This is a genomic window from Caballeronia sp. SL1002, assembly GCF_057814995.1.
In genome coordinates this window covers 2,134,964-2,154,840 of record NZ_JBYMUW010000002.1, presented here as the reverse complement: position 1 = coordinate 2,154,840, position 19,877 = coordinate 2,134,964, and the positions used below count along the sequence as shown (strand labels likewise).

The following is a 19,877-nucleotide window of genomic DNA, read 5'->3' as shown; positions in this document are numbered from 1 at the left end:
GCGATTACGCGTTGCGGGAACCGTCACAGCGACGCGCGCTTGAACATAAACTTCGGCACCGACCGGATGATCAGCATGATGATCGACCAGAACCACGGCGTGTACAGCACATCCCGGCGCTTTTCGATACCGCGCACGATGTCCTTCGCCACCTTTTCCGGCGTCGCGACGAGCGGGCCCGGCAGCGGCAGGCCGGCGGTCATCGGCGTGGCGACGAAACCGGGCTTGATCGTCATGACGTGCACGCCCGACTTGAACAGACGCGCGTTCAGCCCTTCGCAGAAGGCGCTCAGCGCGGCTTTCGCGCTGCCGTAGAGATAATTCGACGGCCTGCCGCGATCGCCCGCCACGGACGAAATCACCGCCAGCGCGCCGCTCTTTTGCGCTTCCAGCACGTTCGCGATGGGCGTGAGCAGCGCAATCACCGAGACCGCATTCGTGTTGAATTCGCGAACCGCGAGCGCGGGATCGGTCTGGCAAGCGGCTTGATCCGGCAACGTGCCCGGCGCGACCAGCACGATATCGATCGCGCCGAGTTCGGCCTTGCACGCGTCGAGCATCGCGGCGTGCTGGTCGAGGCTGTCGATATCGAGTTGATGACACACGGCGAGTTTCGCGCCGCGCGCGGTGAGATCGTCCGCGACTTGCTGGAGTCGCTCGCCGTTGCGCGCGACGAGAAAGAAGCGCGCGCCTTGCGACGCCCACTGGCGAGCGCATGCAGTCGCGATGGCCGACGTTGCGCCGACGATCAAAATCGTTTTCATATTCTGGTAGTCCGTTCCCAGAAACGCGACAGCAACGCAGGGTCGCGCAACGCTTCCAGTTCTTGCCATTGAGGGTAGGCGCCGCGAAAATCGGCGCCTGACATATGTGCGTCCTTGGCAGGATAGATACGCCCGCCGGCCTCGCGGACAATCGTGTCGAGCTGGGCGAAAAGCCGCGCGTTCAGCGCGTCGCGCTGCGGAAAATCCAGCGCGAGCGACGCGCCTTCGAGCGGAAACGACATCAGTCCCGGCGAGCGGATCGCGCCGCAGCGCTTGAGCACCGCGAGAAACGAGCCGCCGCCGCTCTTCGCGATCGCATCGAGGATAGCGCGGATCGCGTCGCGCGAAACCGCTGCCGGCACCACGCACTGATACTGCTGAAAGCCCGCGCGTCCATAGATACGGTTCCAGTGCAGCACGCTGTCGAGCGGGTAAAAATACGCGTCGTAACCGGTGCGCGTGCGCACCTCGGTCTCTTTCTGGCGGCGATAGTACAGCTCGTTACCGACGCGCAAGGTCGCGCGATTGAAAATCGGCACTGGCAGCGTGAACGGCACCGAACGCTTCTTGCTGGCGGCGACTTCGAGCCCGCCGTCGGGCGCGTGATCGCCGACCATCAGAATGCCACGCCCGAGCGCGCTTCCCCGGCTTTGGCAATCGACCCAGGCAACGCTGTATTCATGCAGCGGATCGAGTTCTTCGGAGAGCGTGAAAAACCCGTCGAGATTGGCGAAGCGAATGCTCCTGACGTCGATCATGCTCGACTGGACCGGCATCAACTGAATCTCGGCCCACACGATCAACCCCGTCAGCCCCAGCCCGCCGATCGTCGCGCTGAAAAAATCGGCATGCTGATCCGGCGCGCATTCCATTTGCGTGCCGTCGCTGCGGACAAGCATGAAGCGCCGCACATGCCGGCCGAACGTGCCGCGCACGTGGTGATTCTTGCCGTGGACATCGTTCGCGATGGCGCCGCCGAGCGTGGCGTACTTGGTGCCCGGCGTGACCGGCAGCATCCAGCCGCGGGGAATTGCGACCTCGAGAATCTGCTCGAGCGTGACGCCCGGTTCCGCGCGCAGCACGCCGGTTTCCCAGTCGACCGCGATCAGCCGGTCGAGCGCCAGCGTCTGGACGACCTGTCCCGACGCCGCGAGACAACTGTCCCCGTAGCTGCGGCCATTGCCGAACGGCAGCGTGGTGAAGTTGCCGGCGAGCGCGTCGCGCCACACCGGCGAAACGGCATCCCGCCACGCAACGACGTGTGCCTCTTGCGGCGCACGGGGATACCGGCCCCAGGATAGGACGGTCGTCATTATCTAGGTCGCCGCCCAGAAGACGATCCCGCATAGCACCACGATCGCGATGCTCACCCGGTCGCGCGCGGCGAAGACGATCGGGTCGTCGTGCATCAGCCCGCGATGCGCGATGATCCATGTGCGGCTGACCCAGTAGAGCAGCATCGGGCAGACGAGCCAGATGAACTCGGGATTGCGGTACAGCACGGCGGTGCGGCTATCCTGGATATACATCGCGAGCACGAGCACCGCGAGATATCCCGAAGCGGAACCCAGCGACGACACAAGTGGCAGATCGCTCGCCACGTAGCCGCGGCCGCGCGTTTTGACGAGCCCGCGCTCTTTCATCGAATGCAGTTCCGCGTAGCGCTTGACGAACGCGAGACTCAGGAAGATGAACATCGAAAACGCGAGCAGCCAGAACGTGAGATGCGCGCCGATAGCCGCCGTTCCCGCAATGATGCGAACTGTATAGAGCCCGGCGAGCGTAACGACATCGACCATCACGCGGCGCTTGAGCACCATCGAATACGCGAGCGTCAGGATGTAATAGCTCGTGAGGACCGCGACGAAGGCCCACGGCAAAAACGCGCAGGCAATTGCGAACGAAGCGACCAGCAGGACGGGAAAAAGTGCGAGACCCCAGGTCAGCGGCATCGCGCCCGAGGCGAGCGGACGGCGCCGCTTCACGGGATGATGCCGGTCGTCTTCCAGATCGAGCAGGTCGTTGAGCAGGTACACACTCGACGCGCACATGCCGAAGGTCAGGAACGCGATCACCGCGGCGATCACCAGTTGAGGCTGATTGACGAAATGACCGGCGAGCAACGGGACGAAGATCAGCAGATTCTTGAGCCACTGATGCAGGCGTAGCGATTTGGCCCAGACTTTCAACTGCTTGGGGCGATTCTCGAAGACACGTTCGACATTGCCGTTTTTTTGGGCGGCCCGTTCTACGCCCGGGAGCGGATTGACAACGTATGCGCGGTCGGCCGCTTCCCAGACCGGTACGTCGTCGTGCGAATTGCCGACGTAATCGAAACCTTTCTCGCCGTAGGCCGCGATGAGTGCATCGCGCTTCTTCCCGGCCGACAAATTAACGCTTTCGCTGGTCGCGAAGACGCGGTCGAAGATGCCCAGATGAGCGGCGATTGCCGCCGCGAAGCGCTCATGGCTCGCGGTGGCGAGAACGATCGTGCGGCCCGCGGCGCGGGCTTCCCGCAGCCATTCGAGCACCTGCCGGTCGTAGGGCAGCACGCTCACGTCGATATGTGCCTTCTCCGCGAGCCTCGACTTGAGCTTCGGCTTGCCGCCGCTCGCGAGCCATTGAATCGGCTCGTAAAAGCGGTGTGGTGCGGATTTCAGGAAGGCGAAGCCGCTCTCGACGAGGACGTCCGAGTGAATCAGCGTGCCGTCCAGATCGACAACGATCGGTTTGCTACCCATTCAGTTTTAACCAATAACGAGGAATGTTTGAGTGGAAACGGTCTGGGTAGACCGCCCTCCGGGTCGGCGCTGGGAATGCCCGATCGGCCGTCGCGGACCGCTACTTTACTATCGGACGCGCGATAGCACAAAACGGCGGTATTTGCGGACACCGTTTTTCTGGGTTTACTGTAGGGTCGGCTGATTGCCGGTCGGGCGCGGGCTACTTTGGAAGAATGGATTACAAATCGAGCGACTAGCGCAACGGTGGCACAGACGTTTTTTGATCAACGATCGACGTAATGAAAGTAGCGGCGGATGGTCCGTACTTGCGGTCACTTCTCGATCTGGCAATTCCGTTCGCGGAACGGTCAACCGCTGCCTGAACTGTATGAACGTCTTTCACCAGGAAACAATGGTCGTTCATTTTACAAGCGTGTCCAAATAATCGCGTCGGCATTTTGAATCGGCGATTGGCGTATATGGTGTAAAATTTTTGTACGAAATTACATCATTCTCCGGAGGGCGTTTGAGTAATGTACTTGGAAGGGTCGCAAGGTCGGCAGCGTGGCGCACTCCGGTTGGGCGTCGTGTTCTTTCTGAGCGGGCCGAGAGCGCTCGACTGATTTCAGAGGCGCGCGCCCAACGAGACGAGTTCGCAGCGAGACTCGACTCCCTCGCGACGAATTTCGATGCACTGACCTCCGAGCGTGATGCCATCGCACGGGAGCGAGACGCACTGAAGATTATCCGGGACGTCCTCCAGTCCGAGCGAGACGAAGTCCAATCGAAACTCTCGAAATATGGTGATGGTCCGCCTTTTGTTCCAAACGGGCATTTTTATTCGCCCGTTCCATCGCAGACAGAAATCCGCCGGGATGCGGATCGTATTTTTTCCGCGTGGCCGCGGACTCTTCCGGAAATAAATTTGCGCGAATCCGAGCAACTGGCGCTGCTTGAGAAAATCGCACTCTTTTATCCGGATCTCCCTTTCGGCGACCAGCGCACCAATAGCTTGCGCTATCAATACGAGAACACCGCATACGGTTGTTCCGATGCGATCTTTCTTAACGGGATGCTTCGGCATTTGAAGCCGAAGCGGGTCATTGAGATTGGTTCGGGACATTCGTCGTGCATGACGCTGGACACCAATGATTTGTGGCTGGGCGGCGAGGTGGACTGCACGTTCGTCGAGCCGTATCCGCAGCTTCTGCTTTCTCTTTTGAAAGACGGCGACGCCGATCGCATTACCGTTCTACCGGATCGAGTGCAGACGGTGGACCGGAAGATTTTCGCTCAGCTCGAAGCAGGCGATATCCTCTTCATCGATTCCACGCACGTCGGAAAAACGGGCAGCGACGTCAACCATCTTTTCTTCGAAGTGCTTCCGGCGGTAGCGGACGGCGTCTATATTCACATTCACGACGTTTTTTACCCGTTCGAATATCCGAAAGCCTGGATTGAGCAAGGAATTGCGTGGAATGAACAATACATGCTCAGAACGTTCTTGCAAAACAATTGCGATTACGAAATCGTATTATTCAATACATTCCTAACGCATTTTCACGCAGATTTTTTTGCCGCAAAAATGCCGTTATGCCTAAAAAATAAAGGCGGTAGTATCTGGCTCAAGAAGACTGGTTCGCGTACCAACGGTCCGCTTGTCCGGCCAGAGCAGATTGGTTGATGACAATATTGCGCGAACACCGAAACGCGGTTTGTCGGTTTTTGCGGCGCGCGTTTAGCACAATCCTCTAGCAATTGGGGCGTCGATCATCCGCTTTCCGAATTTGCCGAAAGGATATTTTATTTTATTCGGAAAGCGGATTTTGACGTAGGGCATTGCCTCCCTGAACTCTCCCCGCATCGAATCCCCGGCGCTCCGTCATACCCGACCCCAAACATTGCGAATTCCCGACCTGTTGACTCGTGAGCGCTAGCGCACAGTTCCGGCCCTTGATGAATTCGAGAATGCCACACATGGACCGAAGCGTACATCGGGTGTTTTGCTGCCCGGCTGCGCCTCGAACACCCCAAAATTTTATCGATTGACCTTCTGGTCAGCGATGAGTCCCAGTTACCCGACGCATGTATCGCAGAGGTCGACAGGCCTCCTGCGTACGTATCCGAAGATTAGCCAACCCACGCCGAAACGTCCGCTCCGCACTGGCGAGCATGAAGTTGCATGCACGATCGGCGATCGGCCAGGACGGGCGCGGGCTCGATGACCGCGAGGGTCCGTTAATCGAGTCGGCCATGGCGTCCGGTAGCACCCACCCAGATTTTGCAACGGAGGCTCAAACGTATGACCAACGTAAAAAACCCGTGTGTCGTTCGTGCACGCGCACCGCTTCGGCTCGGACTGGCGGGCGGCGGAACTGACGTGTCGCCCTATTCGGACGAGTTCGGCGGGTTTGTCCTCAACGCAACCATCGACAAATTTGCCTACGCGACCCTCGAGCCGCGCGACGACGGCAAGACGGAACTCGTCGCCGCCGACAACTCCGTGCGCTGGACAATCGGCTCGCGGCCGGTCATGGACTTGGTGAAGGGGCTGGAACTGCACGTTGGCGTCTACAACCGGATCGTTCGCGATTTCAACAATGGCGAGGCACTCTCGCTCACCATCACGACTCACTCGGAAGCGCCGCCGGGATCGGGTCTCGGCTCATCGTCGACCATGGTGGTCGCGCTCGTGAACGTTTTCGTGGAGTATCTGCAGATTCCGCTCGGTGAATACGAAATCGCGCAATTGGCACACGACATCGAACGCGTCGATCTGAATTTCGCGGGCGGCAAGCAGGATCAGTACGCGGCGGCGTTCGGCGGCTTCAATTTCATGGAGTTCTACGGCGACCGCGTGATCGTCAATCCGCTGCGGATCAAGCAGTCGTACAAGGCGGAACTCGAATCGGCGCTGGTGCTGTTTTATACCGGCGTGTCGCGTGAATCGGCCAAGATCATCGAGGAACAGACCGCGAGCGTCGTCAGCGGCAATACGACCTCGCTCGACGCGCTGCATCGCGTGAAGCAGGAGGCGACGCGCATGAAGGAAGCCATTCTCAAGGGCGATTTCGAGCAGTTCGCGGAATCCATGCGGCAGTCGTGGACGTCCAAGAAGCAGATGGCGGCGAGTATCAGCAATTCGTCCATCGATGCGATTTACGACGCGGCCATCGAGGCGGGCGCGCGCGCCGGCAAGGTGTCGGGCGCGGGCGGCGGCGGTTTCATGATGTTCATCGTGAATCCGACGCGCCGTCCGGACGTGATCCGTGCGCTGGAGAAATTCAACGGTCAGGTGATGACGTGCAATTTCACGGAATACGGCGCGTATTCGTGGAGAACGCAATGAGTGGCGCCGTGAAGACGCCGGCCGCGAATGGCCTTCCTTTGCCCGCTCGCATCGTGCGCGAGTTCGTCGACTCCAGCTATCGTCCAATCGCATGATTCCAGCAATTGTTCTGGCGGGCGGTCTCGGCACGCGCCTGCGCTCGGTCGTGCCCGATCTGCCCAAGCCGATGGCGGAAGTCGCCGGCAAGCCGTTTCTCTGGTGGGTGCTGCGGCGTCTGGAAGAGCAGGGCGTCGCGGACGTTTATCTGTCGGTCGGCTATAAACGCGAAACCATCGCCGGTTATTTCGGCGATGCATTCAACGCCATGCGCCTGCACTACGTGATCGAAGACGAACCGCTCGGCACTGGCGGGGCGATCGCGAAAGCGTTCGCGCAGATTCCCGGCGACGAAGCGTTCGTCCTCAACGGCGACACGATGGCGCTGCTGGATCTCGCGGCGCTGAGCGCGGCCGGTCGCGAAGGCGCGGCCGACGTGACGATGGCGGTCGCGCATCTCGACGACGCCGCCCGCTACGGCGCGGTGGATTACGAGCCGACCGCCGCGCGCCGTGTCGTCGGATTCCGCGAGAAGGGGCAGACCGGGCCGGGTTATATCAACGCGGGCGTGTACTGGTTGCGTCGCGATGCGCTCGCGCGTTACGCGCTGCCGCAGCGCTACTCGTTCGAGCAGGATTTCCTGCACGCGCATCTGGCCGATTTGCAGGTTCACGCGGTGCCGTCGGTGAGCGATTTCATCGATATCGGCGTGCCCGAGGACTACGCGCTGTCGCAAACGGCGGTGCCCGCGATGTTCTCAGACGCATGAGCGCGGCCGTTCCCGCGCTTTTCCTCGATCGCGACGGCGTGATCAACGTGGATATCGGCTATTTGCACCGGGCGGAAGACTGCGAGTTCGTGCCGGGCATCTTCGAAGTCGTGCGCCGTGCGCGCCGGGCCGGTTACGACGTGTTCGTCGTGACGAACCAGGCGGGCATCGCGCGCGGTTACTACAGCGAAGAAACGTTCGATTCGTTCACTCGCTGGATGCTCGACCAGTTCGAAGCCGAAGGCGCGCCGATCACGAAGGTCTACTACTGCCCGCATCATCCGAGCGCGGGACAGGGCGAATATTTGCGCGAATGCGAATGCCGCAAGCCCGCGCCGGGCATGCTGCTGCAGGCGGCGCGCGAGTATCCGGTGGACTTGACGCGCTCGGTGCTGATCGGCGATTCCGCAACCGATATCGACGCCGCGCGCACGGCGGGCGTGCCGACGCGCATTTTGATCGGCGATGCAAAAACGCCCGGCGTTGCGGGCGATTTCATTGCGGTGACGAGTCTCGTCGAGGCAATGGAAGCGCTTCACTGGTACTAAACGGGCGAGATATCGCCGATGCAGGCGATCTCTCCCTTTTCCTCCCCGCCGGGTCAGCGCGGGAAAATCAGTGTCGCCTGCGACTCCAGCGTCGCCCGATAATCGCGGTGCCGTAATGACCGGCATGGGCGAGTTGCTTTCCATTACAATTCCGGTGCTTTTTAAGGCACCGATGAAAAACGACATCCATTCCAATAACGAGAAGCCCGCTTTTTAAATGGCGACGCTAACTGTTTCTCCGACCCGAGAAAGCCATTTGACCGGATACATCGCTCCCGAGCCGCGAGCGGGCAGGGTTTGTTGCATTCGTAACAGTGGGCAACGGGCGTTGATCGCCGTGGCGAACGGGGACAGACTTCAGTTTGTGAAATGCCTGAGTTGCGTCAATGGCTTGTTCGCGCGGGAAGCCGGTCCGGATCGCACCGCTTTTCGTACCCTGATATGAATCGAATTTCTGCCGAAACCGGCGATCGCACGGGAATTTCGGTCTCGGTCGTGATTTATCACCCCGAGCCCGGCTTACTGGATCTGACGTTCTCGAGCCTGCTCGCGGCGCTCGACGCATGCACGAGCGACCGCGCCGGACTGCTGGAACTCATCGTCGTGAATAACGGCGGCGGCGAATTCATCGAGCCGGAACTCGCTTCGTTCGCGCGTCCGAATCTGACCACGCGCTTTATCACCGGACACGGCAATGTCGGTTACGGGCGCGGCCACAATCTGGCGATCGCGCAGTCGCACAGCCGTTTTCACCTGATCCTGAATCCGGATATCGACCTCGACCGCGAAGCGCTTGCGAACGCCGTCCGGTTTCTCGATACGAACCCGCAAGTCGGGCTGCTCACGCCGTGGATCGGCGGCGAGGACGGCCGGCAACAATTCCTTTGCCGGCGCTTTCCGGCCGTGTTCGACCTGTTCGCGCGCGGCTTTTTGCCGGCGAGCGTGCGGCGCTTCTTTGCGCGGCGGCTCGCGCGCTATGAAATGCGCGACGTGATCGACGAGACCAACGTGCTCTGGGATCCGCCGATCGTAAGCGGCTGCTTCATGCTTTTTCGGACCGATGTGCTGAAGCGTCTGAACGGCTTCGATCCGCGCTATTTCCTTTATTTCGAGGACTACGACCTGAGCCTGCGGACGCATGAAGTCGCGCGTGTGGCGTATGTGCCGTCGGTGCGCGTGCTGCATCACGGCGGCGGCGCGGCGAAGAAGGGCAGCACGCATGTGAAGTTGTTCGCGGCGTCGGCGTTCAAGTTTTTCAACCGGTTCGGCTGGAAGTGGTTATGAGCGACGGACGCGTTGGACGGATTGTGGTCAGCGGCGCAAACGGGTTTGTCGGACGTGCGGTGAGCCGGTTGCTGATCGAGCGCGGCGTGCCGGTCAACGGACTGGTGCGCGCGGGCGCCGAATGCGAGCCGGGTGTGACGCCGCTTCTGATCGATTCGCTCGACCTCGTCGCGCCCGCCGCGCTGCAAGGTGCGTCGGCGGTGATTCATCTCGCGGCGCGCGTGCATGTGATGCGCGACGACGTCGCCGATCCGCTCGCCGCCTTCCGAGCGACGAATGTGGCCGGCACGCTGGCGTTGGCCGAAGCCGCGCATCGCGCGGGCGTGCCGCGTTTCGTGTTCATGAGCAGCATCAAAGCGCTCGCGGAAACGGATTCCGGGCGGCCGCTCACCGAGCGCGATGAGCGCCGGCCACCGGATCCGTACGGTGTATCGAAGGCGGAGGCCGAGGTGAAATTGCTGGAATTCGGCGCGCGCTCGGGGCTGGAGATCGTCGTGATCCGCACGCCGCTCGTCTACGGGCCGGGCGTGCGCGCGAATTTCCTGAGTCTCTTCGACGCAATCGCCAAAGGCTGGCCGCTGCCAATCGGCGCGGTGACGGCGCGCCGAAGTCTCTGCTACGTCGGCAATCTGGCGAGCGCGACGGTCGAATGCGCGACGAACCCGCGTGCGGCCGGCGAGATTTTTCACGTGACGGACGGCGACGATCCGAGCGTCGCTGGCCTCGCGCGGCTCGCCGGGCGTCATCTCGGACGACGCGCGCGGCTCGTGCCGGTGCCGGTCGGCTGGTTGAAGCTCGCCGGGCGGATCACGGGTAAAAGCGCGCAGATCGACCGTCTGACCGGCAGCCTGCGAGTCGATTCGACGCATATCCGCGAGCGCCTTGACTGGACGCCGCCCGCGACGCTCAATGAAGGGCTGGCCGCGACCGCCGCGTGGTATCGCACGCCGCTCCCGACGTACCCGCCGCGCGCTGAAACCTTGCCTGACTGAACTGGTAGAACCGATGAACCCGATGTTGTCCCCTTTATTCGTCAAAGCGCCGTGGGCGTCGGCGGCTTGCGTCGCGTTGCTCGCGCTCGGCGCGTGCGCGGCGGTGCTCGCTGTCCTGCTGAAAAGCGGCCTCGCGTGGCGGCTTGCAACGGATGTACCGAACGACCGTTCGCTGCATACCCGGCCGACGCCGCGCGTGGGCGGCTGGGGCATCGTCCCGGTGAGCTGCATCGCAATGTGGCTGGTCGCGCCGTCGATCTGGATGGCCGCGTTGGGCGCGGCGTTTCTCGCGACCGTCTCGCAAATCGACGACCGGCGCGGCTTGCCCGCCCGCGTGCGCTTCGGCGCGCATCTCGCCGCGGTGGCGGTGCTGATCGCGGTGAATCCCGCGCCGGTGCCGTGGTGGGCGCTGGTCGCCGTGGGTTTCCTGATGCTGTGGCTCGTGAATCTGTACAACTTCATGGACGGCGCGGATGGTCTCGCGGGCGGCATGGCGCTGTTCGGCTTCGGTGGGTACGCGCTGGCGGCGCTGACCGGACCCGTGCCGCAACTGGATCTCGGCTTGGCGTGCGCGGCGGTAGTGGGCGCGGCGGCGGGTTTCCTGCTGTTCAATTTTCATCCGGCGCGCATTTTTTTAGGCGACGCCGGTTCGATCCCGCTCGGTTTTCTCGCCGGCGCGCTCGGATATTGGGGCTGGCTGAAGGGCACGTGGCCGGTCTGGTTTCCGGCGCTGACGTTCGCGCCTTTTATCGGCGATGCGTCGGTCACGCTCTTGCGGCGTCTTATTCGCGGCGAAAAGTTTTGGCAGGCGCATCGGGAGCATTATTATCAACGCATGGTGCGGCTTGGCATGGGTCATGCTCGCACGGCGTTCGTCTGGTACGCGCTGATGCTCGCGGGCATCGCGCTGGCCAATCGTGCGCTGGGTTTTACGCCGGCCGGTCAATGGACGGCCGTGGCAGGCTGGGCGGTTGTCGTGGTGCTGGCGGGAATGCTCGTCGATATTCGCTGGCGGCGGCATGAAATCCGTCTTTCGGAACACACTGGAGGTCCACGCGCATGAATCGCTTTAAAGCATCCTGGCTATCGGCCGGCGCGTTCGCATTCGATCTCTTCGCGGTCGGCATCACCTGGCTCGCCGCCTATGCAATCCGCTTCAACGGCTCGGTGCCTGAAATCTACTGGACCGGCGGCCTGATCGCGCTGATGTGGGTGGTGCCGGTCTACGGCATCCTCTTTCGCGTGCTCGGCCTTTACCGCGGCATGTGGGTGTTCGCGAGCCTGCCAGACCTGATGCGCATTTCGAAGGCGGTTGGCGGCGGCGCGCTGGTCGTGATGGTCGGCGCGGTGATGACGCAGCCGACGCCGGTCATCCCGCGCTCCGTGCTGATGGTTGCGCCGCTGCTGCTCTTTCTCGCGATGGGCGGCGCGCGCGCGTTGTACCGCGCGACCAAGGAGTTTTATCTGTACGGCGGGCTGGTCGGTCAGGGTAAGCCTGTGATCGTGCTCGGCGCGGGCCGCGCGGGCGCGAGCCTCGCGCGCGAACTGGCGCGGTCGAGCGAATGGCGTCTGGTCGGCCTGCTCGACGACGATCCCGCCAAGCAGGGCCGCGAAGTGCTCGGCCACAAGGTGCTCGGCGCAATGAGCGAACTGCCGCTGTGGGCCGAAGAACTGAAGACGGATTACGCGATCATCGCGATTCCGTCTGCGTCGGTCGAAGCGCAGCGGCGCGTCGCCACGCTCTGCGTGCGCGCGGGCGTCAAGGCGATGGTGCTGCCCGCGCTTTCGCCGCTCACGCAGGGTCAGGCGTTCCTCTCGCGCGTGCGGCAGATCGACCTGGAAGATTTGCTCGGCCGCGAGGCGGTCAAGATCGATATGCCGCACGTCGAGAAACTGCTGCACGGCCGCGTCGTGATGGTGACGGGCGCGGGCGGGTCGATCGGCTCGGAGTTGTGTCGGCAGATCCTGCGGTTTTCGCCCGCGCAGTTGCTCGCCTACGATCTCAGCGAATTCGCGATGTATCGGCTGACGGAGGAACTGCACGAGAAGTTTCCGGAGTTGTCGGTGATTCCGGTGATCGGCGATGCGAAGGATTCGCTGCTGCTCGATCAGGCGATGTCGCGCTACACGCCGCACATTGTTTTCCACGCGGCCGCGTACAAGCACGTGCCGCTGATGGAGGAGCAGAACGCGTGGCAGGCGGTGCGCAATAATGTGCTCGGCACGTTGCGGGTCGCGCGCGCCGCGATCCGCCACGACGTGCGGCATTTCGTGCTCATCTCCACCGATAAAGCCGTCAACCCGACCAACGTGATGGGCGCGAGCAAGCGTCTCGCGGAGATGGCGTGCCAGGCGCTCCAGCAATCCGCGCCGCGCACGCAGTTCGAGACCGTGCGTTTCGGCAACGTGCTCGGCAGCGCGGGCAGCGTGATCCCGAAATTCCAGCAGCAGATTGCGAAGGGTGGACCGGTCACGGTCACGCATCCGGAGATCACGCGCTTTTTCATGACGATCCCCGAGGCCGCGCAACTTGTGTTGCAGGCGTCGAGCATGGGTCAGGGCGGCGAGATTTTTATTCTCGACATGGGCAAGCCGGTGAAGATCGTCGATCTGGCGCGCGACCTGATCCGGCTTTATGGGTTCTCGGAAGAACACATCCGAATCGTGTTCACGGGGTTGCGGCCGGGCGAGAAGCTGTACGAGGAACTGCTCGCCGACGACGAAACCACGACGCGCACGCCGCATCCGAAATTGCGGATTGCCCGCGCGCGCGAGGTGCCGGATCATTTCCTCGATGATTTGCTGCCATGGCTGATGCAGCACAGAGTGCTGTCTGACGAGGAAGTGCGGCGCGATTTGCGACGGTGGGTGCCGGAGTATCAGACGACCGCGGCGCCGGTCTTGCAGAGTGTGCCCATTGCGCGGGAGATTCGCGATTCTCGGGAAGCGGGGTGAGGTTGGGTGGGGTTTGGTTTGGTTGCTGGCGCCCGGGTTGGGGTGTTGCTTTGGTCACTGACGCGCTCGCTGGAATTCGCCCTGGGTTTTGGTGTGCTGGCGCTTGGTTCTGTTTGCCTGTGCTTCTTATGAACTTGCTTTCGTGTAGGTCTATTAGCACGCCGCTATGCGCGGCAGCAGTCACTTTCTTTGCTGCTGCAAAGAAAGTAACCAAAGAAAGCAGCTTATCCGTCTAAGTGTCCACCACGAATAACTGCGCGAATAGGCGCGCAGGCTGACTATGGCAACTCGCATTCGTTGGTATTGGCACAGCGCCTCTCAGTTCCATCCTCGCTGCGCTCGGACGTCGGGCATATCTCACAACCTTCGGTCGGTTTGGTTTGGTTCGGTTCGGTTCGGTTTGGTTTGTTCGGTTATGCCGTTCCGACAGGCACTTTGTGCCTGTCGGGATGAATGAGCGGCTCCACTCTGTTGTGTGGTGCGACCGCCGGATCAGCTTGCGCGCCACTCCCGGTTACGGTTCGTGGTGGACACTTAGACGGACTAGCTGCTTTCTTTGGTTACTTTCTTTGCAGCAGCAAAGAAAGTGACTGCTGCCGCGCACAGCGGCGTGCTAATAGACCTACACGAAAGCAAGTTCCATAGAAGCGCCCGAACATCAGACGGTGTAACCCACCCTGGAGCCGCCCTACGGCGCCGAAACCCGTGCTGCTTTCTTTGGTTACTTTCTTTGCAGCTAGCCAAAGAAAGTGACTGCTGCCGCGCATAGCGGCGAGCTAATAGACCTACACGAAAGCGAGTTCACAAGAAGCGCCGGCAAACAAAACCACAAGCGCCAGCAAAAACCAAACCCCGGGGCGCCAGCAGCCAAACCAAACCAAACCAAACCCACGTACAAGAAAAAACCCGGGTTTTTTTCAAAACCCAAAGGACAACGCGACCTACCGCCTAGTCGCCACAACTGTCCGCCGTTCATGCTGACCGCACCCAAACTCCACCGCTAAGCCATGACGGATCGCCGTACCTTCCTTGCTCATTCGATCGCGCTCGCCTCGCTGGCGGCCTTCCGCCAAACCCAGGCCGCCGAGGCGTTCTCTCACGCAAATTTCCTCGATGCCCGCGATCTCATCACGCCATTCCAGCACGGCGCAAAAGGCGACGGCATCGCCGACGATACCGCCGCGCTCAACGCCATGTACGCACGCGCCCGCACGCTGCGCCGCCGCGCGGTATTCCTGCGCGGCGGCCGCTTCCGCTTAAGTGGCGGGATCGACGCGCGCGGCGTCGCGACCATCGGCGAGGGCGCCGTGCTGCTGATCGTGCTGAATAGCGCGTCGGCAAGCAACGCGTTCGACTGGGGCGGCACGGACACGTTCGTCACCGAAGTCACCTTCGACCTGTCCAATCGCGGACGCGAAACAATGCAAGGCGTCGTGAACAGCGTCAACGATGCATCGAACCAGCGGTTTTTCCGCAATCGCGTGGTCGCGCGCACGACGGAAAAATCCGGTGTGCAGTCGAACATCTTCGGGATGTGGTTTCTCGGCACGGGACTGGATGGCCTCTTTGTCGAAAGCAACCAGTTCGAGCGATGCAGCTACGGGGTGCAGGTGAACAACCAGCAAGGCATGGACGCGAACGTGCGCAAGAAGCCGCTCGGCAGGCCTTCGCGGCATATTCACATCGCGGGAAATAGCTGTATCGATGCGACCATCGGCGTGAATACGCCGCACATTTTCTGCTCGGACGTGGTGATCGAAGGCAATACGATCACGCCGCGCGCGTTCCAGCTCGATCTGCCGCTGAACGTGGCGCACGTCACGCAGATCGCGATCACCGGCAACACGGTTACGTCGAACGCGGCGAGTGCGAACGGTACGCTGCATATCGAGGACGCGAGCGGCGCGGTGACCGTCACCGCGAACACGGTCACGGTGCTTGGCGCGAACAACGGTATCGAGATCGGGCTGGACCCGAGCGTGAGCCACGACGTCATGCAGAAAACGCGCGCCGTGATTTCCGGCAACCACATTCAGGGCGCGGGCCCGCGCGCCGGCACGTCAGGCATTCTGCTGCCGGACCCCGGCACCGTCGATACCGTTATCGCCAGCAACTACGTCGCGGGCTTCGGCGAAGGCATCACGGTGGTCGCGGCGAGCAACGTGCAGGGCAACACCGTGACGGGCTGCGGCACGCCGCTCAACGTCGCGCGAGACAGTCTCGTCGCGACGAATGTGATCAGGAAGTAAGGCCGTCCAGCGGGGTGGCGTCGCGCATCGGCGCGATCGCCATCGTGGCGGTGGCAGCGACGGCAGCAGCGGCAGCCGCGGCAGCGACGGCGGGCGCGGCCGGCATGATCGGATTCGCGGCCACGAAGTCCGGCGCGTGGCGCGCGGCGAGACGGCGGCTGGCGGCAGGCACGAACGCCATCAGCATGACGTAGGTTGCCGGTGCGCCCGCGATCGGCTGCGAGATCAGCGCGGTGACGAGCAGCGGCGAACACGCGGCCATCTTCCGCCAGTCGATCTTCGTGCCCGGCCGCCACGCGGACAGGATCATCACCTGGCACACGAAGCCGAACAAGCCGATCATGCCGAGCTGCGCGAGCAGACAAATGCCGTCGTTCTGCTCCTTGCCGGTGTAGAGGCCATAGCCGATCGGATTGATCATCGCGTTGTCGATGGCGCGCGAGATGGACGCAGAGCGGTCGGAGATCGACGTGCCATGCGTGGCCGCCTTGTCTTCGAGACCGATGTACGGCGTGTAGAGCGCCACCGGATACACAAGGCTCACGAGCACCAGTGTGACGAGCGCGCGGCCGATCTTGAACTGCGCGCGCGTGAACAAATAGATCAGGCCGATGGTGAGCGCGAGCAGCGCGATGCCGAGCGACGAGAACGCGCAGATCGTGCCGGCAACCAACCCGAACATGATGATTTTCGAGCGGCGCGTGAACGCTTCGTAGGCGAGACAGAAACACGCGACCGCCTGATAGATGCCCGCTTCGCGGAAGAACGCACAGTAGCGGTCGAGCTTGACCGCGCCGGACACGTAGTCGCTATACAGCATCGAGAACGGGAAGTAGATTGCGCCGGTGGTCGCTGTCGGATCGACGTTGGCTTCCGAGTAACCCTTGACCGTGACCGTGAAGAGATAGAGCGGCAAGCGGCCGCCGAGCAGCGAGGTCAGCGCGACCGTGATCACGCTCGACAGGCCGAGCAGCGCGACCACCGTGCAGAACTGGCGGAAGAACAACCGGTTCGCGCGTTCGTCGATGAGGAACACGCCGTAGCACAGCACCACGACGAGCGTGGTGAAGAATTCCTTCATCGTCCAGAGCAGTTCGGACCGCTCGAAGTAGATCGAGATGGGTCCGATGTACACCCAGTAGATCGCGAGCAGCCCGAATAGCCCGGCCATTTCGCCGCGCAGGCGCTGGTTCGAATAGCGCTTGGTGCGGAAACTGTGGAAAAGGTGCAGTCCGGTGAGCGGCAGCGCAAGCGCCATCCCGAGCGCGGTGAACTGTTCGCCGAGCGCGGACGGCCGCATCAGGAACAGGTTCAGCACGAGGCCGAGACTGATGAGACTGGTCATCGAGGGAAGCCGTTGCGGAAGGAAAGAACGCATCTTGATGCCCACCAGATTTCTAGGTTGGTCGATTTAGTCCGGCAGCGTCGATTTGATTCATTCCTCTGGAATGAACGGCGTGTGCGCTTTCGAACGGATTAAGTCGGCGCGCGATTAAATTAATCGAACGCATCCTGCTTTAATTCGGTCATGCAAATACAAAAGTTCCGGGTAAATACGAGTGAAGCTGCTGCCAGGTTTCTGACTGAATGAGTTATCCGCACGGGCTTTATGCGCGTGCGAGGAACTTTGCCCCGGCGCAGCCGAAGCGAACAACCGAAGCGAACAACGAAAGGGAATGACAAAACGCCGCGTCATGTGCGAAAGCGACTAAACGCCTTACACGCCACGCGGATGAACTACGGTGAAGCCCCGAAGACTGGTCGGCCGCAAACGCCGGCGCTCAAGGCGCGTGCGGTTCGAAGCCATTGCGCGAACCGGTACGGGGGAACTCGTGGCTACACCCGTCCAGTCACGTCAATTTACAGCCGCAGCTTAGGCGTTCTTCGCCATCGAAAATAGTAAATTCGACCGGGCGGCGTAAAGTTCGGGTATTTTGGCGGTCGTTGGCTATCGAGTGGTTAATTGGAATGACTAAATGATTTTATGCGTGAGGTTTCGCGCACAGGATTAAGCGATACGCATTTTAATAGCGCAATCGTTTGCGGTTTTTATTCGCGTCGCCGATAAAAAAATCCCGCTCGGGTAAAATGCCGTCATGACGAAACCCGATAGCGCGCTTTCGGCGGACTACCTCGACGAGGCATCCGCGCTGACTCACGCCGGCTCGCTGCTGTCCCCGGCGGGCGACATGGTCGCGTCCTACGATCTTGAAGTGACCGACGCACCCGCCACGGGATTCCGGCCGCTTTCGGCGCTCGCGGATATCCGCAACGCCAATGTCGCCACGTTCGATCCGGACTATGCCGCGCATGGCGAAGTGCATATCGTGAACGGCATGGGCGTCACGCTCGGCGATTCGATCATCGGCCTCACCGCGTTGTTCGCGATCCTCAGGCGTTATCCGCAACTCCGCTTCACGTTGTATCGGCCGGCGCGCGCGCCGCGTTATGTGCAGCATCTGTATGAACTCGCGGCGGCCAGTTCGAACGCATTCGTCGAACTACGCGGCTTGCCGTTTCCCGCTCGCGCACTGCCCGCCGATGCGCTCGCCATCGATCTCGGCAATCACCTGTTCTGGCCGCGCTTCGCCACGCTGCCGATGATCGATTTTTTTCTGTGGGCGCTCGGCGTGACGCCGGAAAGCGTGCCGCCGGGCGACAAGCGCAACGCGTGGCTCGCGAGCCTCGAACGCCCGGCGAATCCGTGGCAAGGCGGCGAGTACGCGCTGCTGTGTCCGTCCGCGAGCACGCCGGTGCGCAGCATCCCCAAGCGCTTCCGCGCGGCGCTGGTGGAGCGCATGTGGCAGACGAGCGGGCTGCCGGTCGCCGGCTTCGGTCCCGTCGATCACCCGCGCTACACCGATATCGCGCCGCATTCCGCCGATACCGCCGCGTTCCTCGGCTGGGTGGCGCGCGCTCGCCACGTGGTGAGCGGCGACTCGGCGGCGGTGCATATCGCGGCCGGATTCGATGTGCCGACCACCGCGTTCTTCACGACCATCGCGGCCGCCCTGCGCGTGCGCGACTATCCGGCGTGCGAGGCGGTGACGCTCGCGTTGCCCGGGATGCAGGGCATTCAGGCGAGCGCGCGGCGCGCGGATATCGAACGCGTCGAACGTGCGTTCGGCGAACTGGATATCGCGAACCTGCGGCTGGCTATCTAAGCTGACCAACCGCGTCGCCGGTGTCTTCGCGATCCGCCGGAACCGTCGTACTATCTCGTTCTCTCTACTCAACGCTCGCACGCAGCGCGCCTTTCGCGCCTCCCGCGAGCCGACCGGAAAAACGAGCATGGACCGCTTCCTTGCGATGAAAATCTTCGCGCGCGTCGTCGAGTCGGGTAGTTTCTCCAGAGCCGCCGACGCGCTGCGCCTGCCGCCGGCGAGCGTGTCGCGCACCGTGCAGGCGCTCGAAGCGCATCTCGGGGCGCGGCTTCTGAACCGCACGACGCGCAGCATCAGCATCACGGAAGACGGCGAGACCTATTACGAGCGCTGCGTGCGCGTACTCGGCGAAGTGGACGACATGGAGTCGGCGCTGTCGCAGTCGCGGACGAGTCCGAAGGGCAAGATTCGCGTGAGCCTGCCCGCGCTGATGGCGAAAAGCACCGTGATTCCCGCGATTCCCGCGTTTCTGGCCGATTTCCCCGACATCACCGTGGAGTTTCACCTGAGCGACCGCCAGGTGGATATCGTCGAAGAAGGGCTCGACTGCGTGATTCGCGTGGGCGAGGTGGGCGATCTCGGGTTGGTGGCGAAGCGGATCGGCTGCTATTCGCAGATCACCTGCGCGTCGCCGTCGTATATCGAAAAATACGGTGAGCCGATCACGCTGGAAGATCTCGAACATCACGTTTCGGTCGGCTACGTGATGAACAATTCGGGTCGCGTGCGCAACTGGGAATTCGTCTCGGACGGCGAGACGCGCACGGTGCCGATGCGTAATCACATCGCCGTGAACGACGCGGATTCGTATTTCGAGTGTGGCCTGCTCGGCCTCGGTTTGATTCAGGGTTCGAGCTACACACTCGAAAAGCACCTGGCGAGCGGCGCATTGCGCGAGGTGCTGAAGTCGTATCCGTCGTATCCGCGCGTGGTGTCGATCCTGTATGCGGCGAACCGGCATCAGCCGCGCCGCGTGCGGGTTTTTATCGACTGGGTGGCCGATCTCTACGCGCGCTTGCCGGCGTTGCAGACTGCGTGAATTAA

General features: G+C 62.1%; 14 protein-coding genes and 1 pseudogene. 11 read left to right on the top strand and 4 right to left on the bottom strand.

Annotated features, from left to right (window positions below; genetic code table 11):
• Window positions 1-23 precede the first annotated feature (23 nt).
• The 3 genes from AC3D25_RS12415 to AC3D25_RS12405 are packed head-to-tail and all read right to left on the bottom strand — an operon-like array spanning window position 24 to window position 3,505.
• Window positions 24-764, bottom strand: a complete 741-nt coding sequence (locus AC3D25_RS12415) for an SDR family oxidoreductase (protein WP_488888678.1) — start codon at window positions 762-764, stop codon at window positions 24-26.
• Entirely contained in the window at window positions 761-2,077 is a 1,317-nt protein-coding gene (locus tag AC3D25_RS12410; protein WP_488888677.1) for an FAD-binding oxidoreductase, read from the bottom strand. The genes AC3D25_RS12415 and AC3D25_RS12410 overlap by 4 nt, the downstream gene beginning before the upstream one ends.
• Window positions 2,078-2,080: 3 nt before the next feature.
• The gene (locus tag AC3D25_RS12405) at window positions 2,081-3,505 is read right to left on the bottom strand and encodes a UbiA family prenyltransferase (protein WP_488888676.1); all 1,425 of its coding nucleotides are present in this window, start codon (window positions 3,503-3,505) and stop codon (window positions 2,081-2,083) included.
• Between the two features lie 508 nt (window positions 3,506-4,013).
• Here AC3D25_RS12405 and AC3D25_RS12400 point away from each other — a divergent pair.
• The 9 genes and pseudogenes from AC3D25_RS12400 (at window position 4,014) to AC3D25_RS12360 (ending at window position 15,669) form a co-directional block, all read left to right on the top strand.
• Window positions 4,014-5,171, top strand: coding sequence for a class I SAM-dependent methyltransferase (locus AC3D25_RS12400; RefSeq protein WP_488888675.1), 1,158 nt, complete (start codon window positions 4,014-4,016; stop codon window positions 5,169-5,171).
• A gap of 618 nt (window positions 5,172-5,789) precedes the next feature.
• Entirely contained in the window at window positions 5,790-6,836 is a 1,047-nt protein-coding gene (locus tag AC3D25_RS12395) for a GHMP family kinase ATP-binding protein (protein ID WP_488888674.1), read from the top strand.
• 91 nt (window positions 6,837-6,927) lie between these two features.
• A complete protein-coding gene (locus AC3D25_RS12390) occupies window positions 6,928-7,641 on the top strand; it encodes a nucleotidyltransferase family protein (RefSeq protein ID WP_488888673.1) in 714 nt (237 codons plus the stop codon).
• Window positions 7,632-8,189, top strand: a pseudogene (gene gmhB / locus AC3D25_RS12385) (D-glycero-beta-D-manno-heptose 1,7-bisphosphate 7-phosphatase); the annotation flags it as partial. The gene AC3D25_RS12390 and the pseudogene gmhB, both read left to right, overlap by 10 nt.
• 441 nt (window positions 8,190-8,630) lie before the next feature.
• Window positions 8,631-9,473: a glycosyltransferase family 2 protein gene (locus AC3D25_RS12380; protein ID WP_488888672.1), complete on the top strand. Its 843-nt coding sequence runs from the start codon at window positions 8,631-8,633 to the stop codon at window positions 9,471-9,473.
• Complete coding sequence (locus tag AC3D25_RS12375) at window positions 9,470-10,465, top strand: NAD-dependent epimerase/dehydratase family protein (protein WP_488888671.1); 996 nt, start codon at window positions 9,470-9,472, stop codon at window positions 10,463-10,465. Before AC3D25_RS12380 ends, AC3D25_RS12375 begins: the two co-directional genes overlap by 4 nt.
• 22 nt (window positions 10,466-10,487) lie before the next feature.
• Window positions 10,488-11,528 (top strand): MraY family glycosyltransferase, encoded by a 1,041-nt coding sequence (locus tag AC3D25_RS12370; protein WP_488888670.1) that lies wholly within the window; start codon window positions 10,488-10,490, stop codon window positions 11,526-11,528.
• A complete protein-coding gene (locus AC3D25_RS12365) occupies window positions 11,525-13,420 on the top strand; it encodes a polysaccharide biosynthesis protein (protein ID WP_488888669.1) in 1,896 nt (631 codons plus the stop codon). The genes AC3D25_RS12370 and AC3D25_RS12365 overlap by 4 nt, the downstream gene beginning before the upstream one ends.
• 1,007 nt (window positions 13,421-14,427) lie before the next feature.
• Window positions 14,428-15,669 (top strand): hypothetical protein, encoded by a 1,242-nt coding sequence (locus AC3D25_RS12360; RefSeq protein WP_488888668.1) that lies wholly within the window; start codon window positions 14,428-14,430, stop codon window positions 15,667-15,669.
• Here the strand turns inward: AC3D25_RS12360 and AC3D25_RS12355 are convergent.
• Window positions 15,659-17,014 carry a hypothetical protein gene (locus tag AC3D25_RS12355; RefSeq protein ID WP_488888667.1) on the bottom strand — a complete coding sequence of 452 codons (1,356 nt, stop codon included), beginning with the start codon at window positions 17,012-17,014 and terminating at the stop codon, window positions 15,659-15,661. The genes AC3D25_RS12360 and AC3D25_RS12355 overlap by 11 nt on opposite strands.
• Before the next feature lie 751 nt (window positions 17,015-17,765).
• Here AC3D25_RS12355 and AC3D25_RS12350 point away from each other — a divergent pair.
• Window positions 17,766-18,833 (top strand): glycosyltransferase family 9 protein, encoded by a 1,068-nt coding sequence (locus tag AC3D25_RS12350; RefSeq protein WP_488888666.1) that lies wholly within the window; start codon window positions 17,766-17,768, stop codon window positions 18,831-18,833.
• 127 nt (window positions 18,834-18,960) lie between these two features.
• Complete coding sequence (locus AC3D25_RS12345) at window positions 18,961-19,872, top strand: LysR family transcriptional regulator (RefSeq protein WP_488888665.1); 912 nt, start codon at window positions 18,961-18,963, stop codon at window positions 19,870-19,872.
• The last annotated feature ends 5 nt before the right edge of the window (window positions 19,873-19,877 follow it).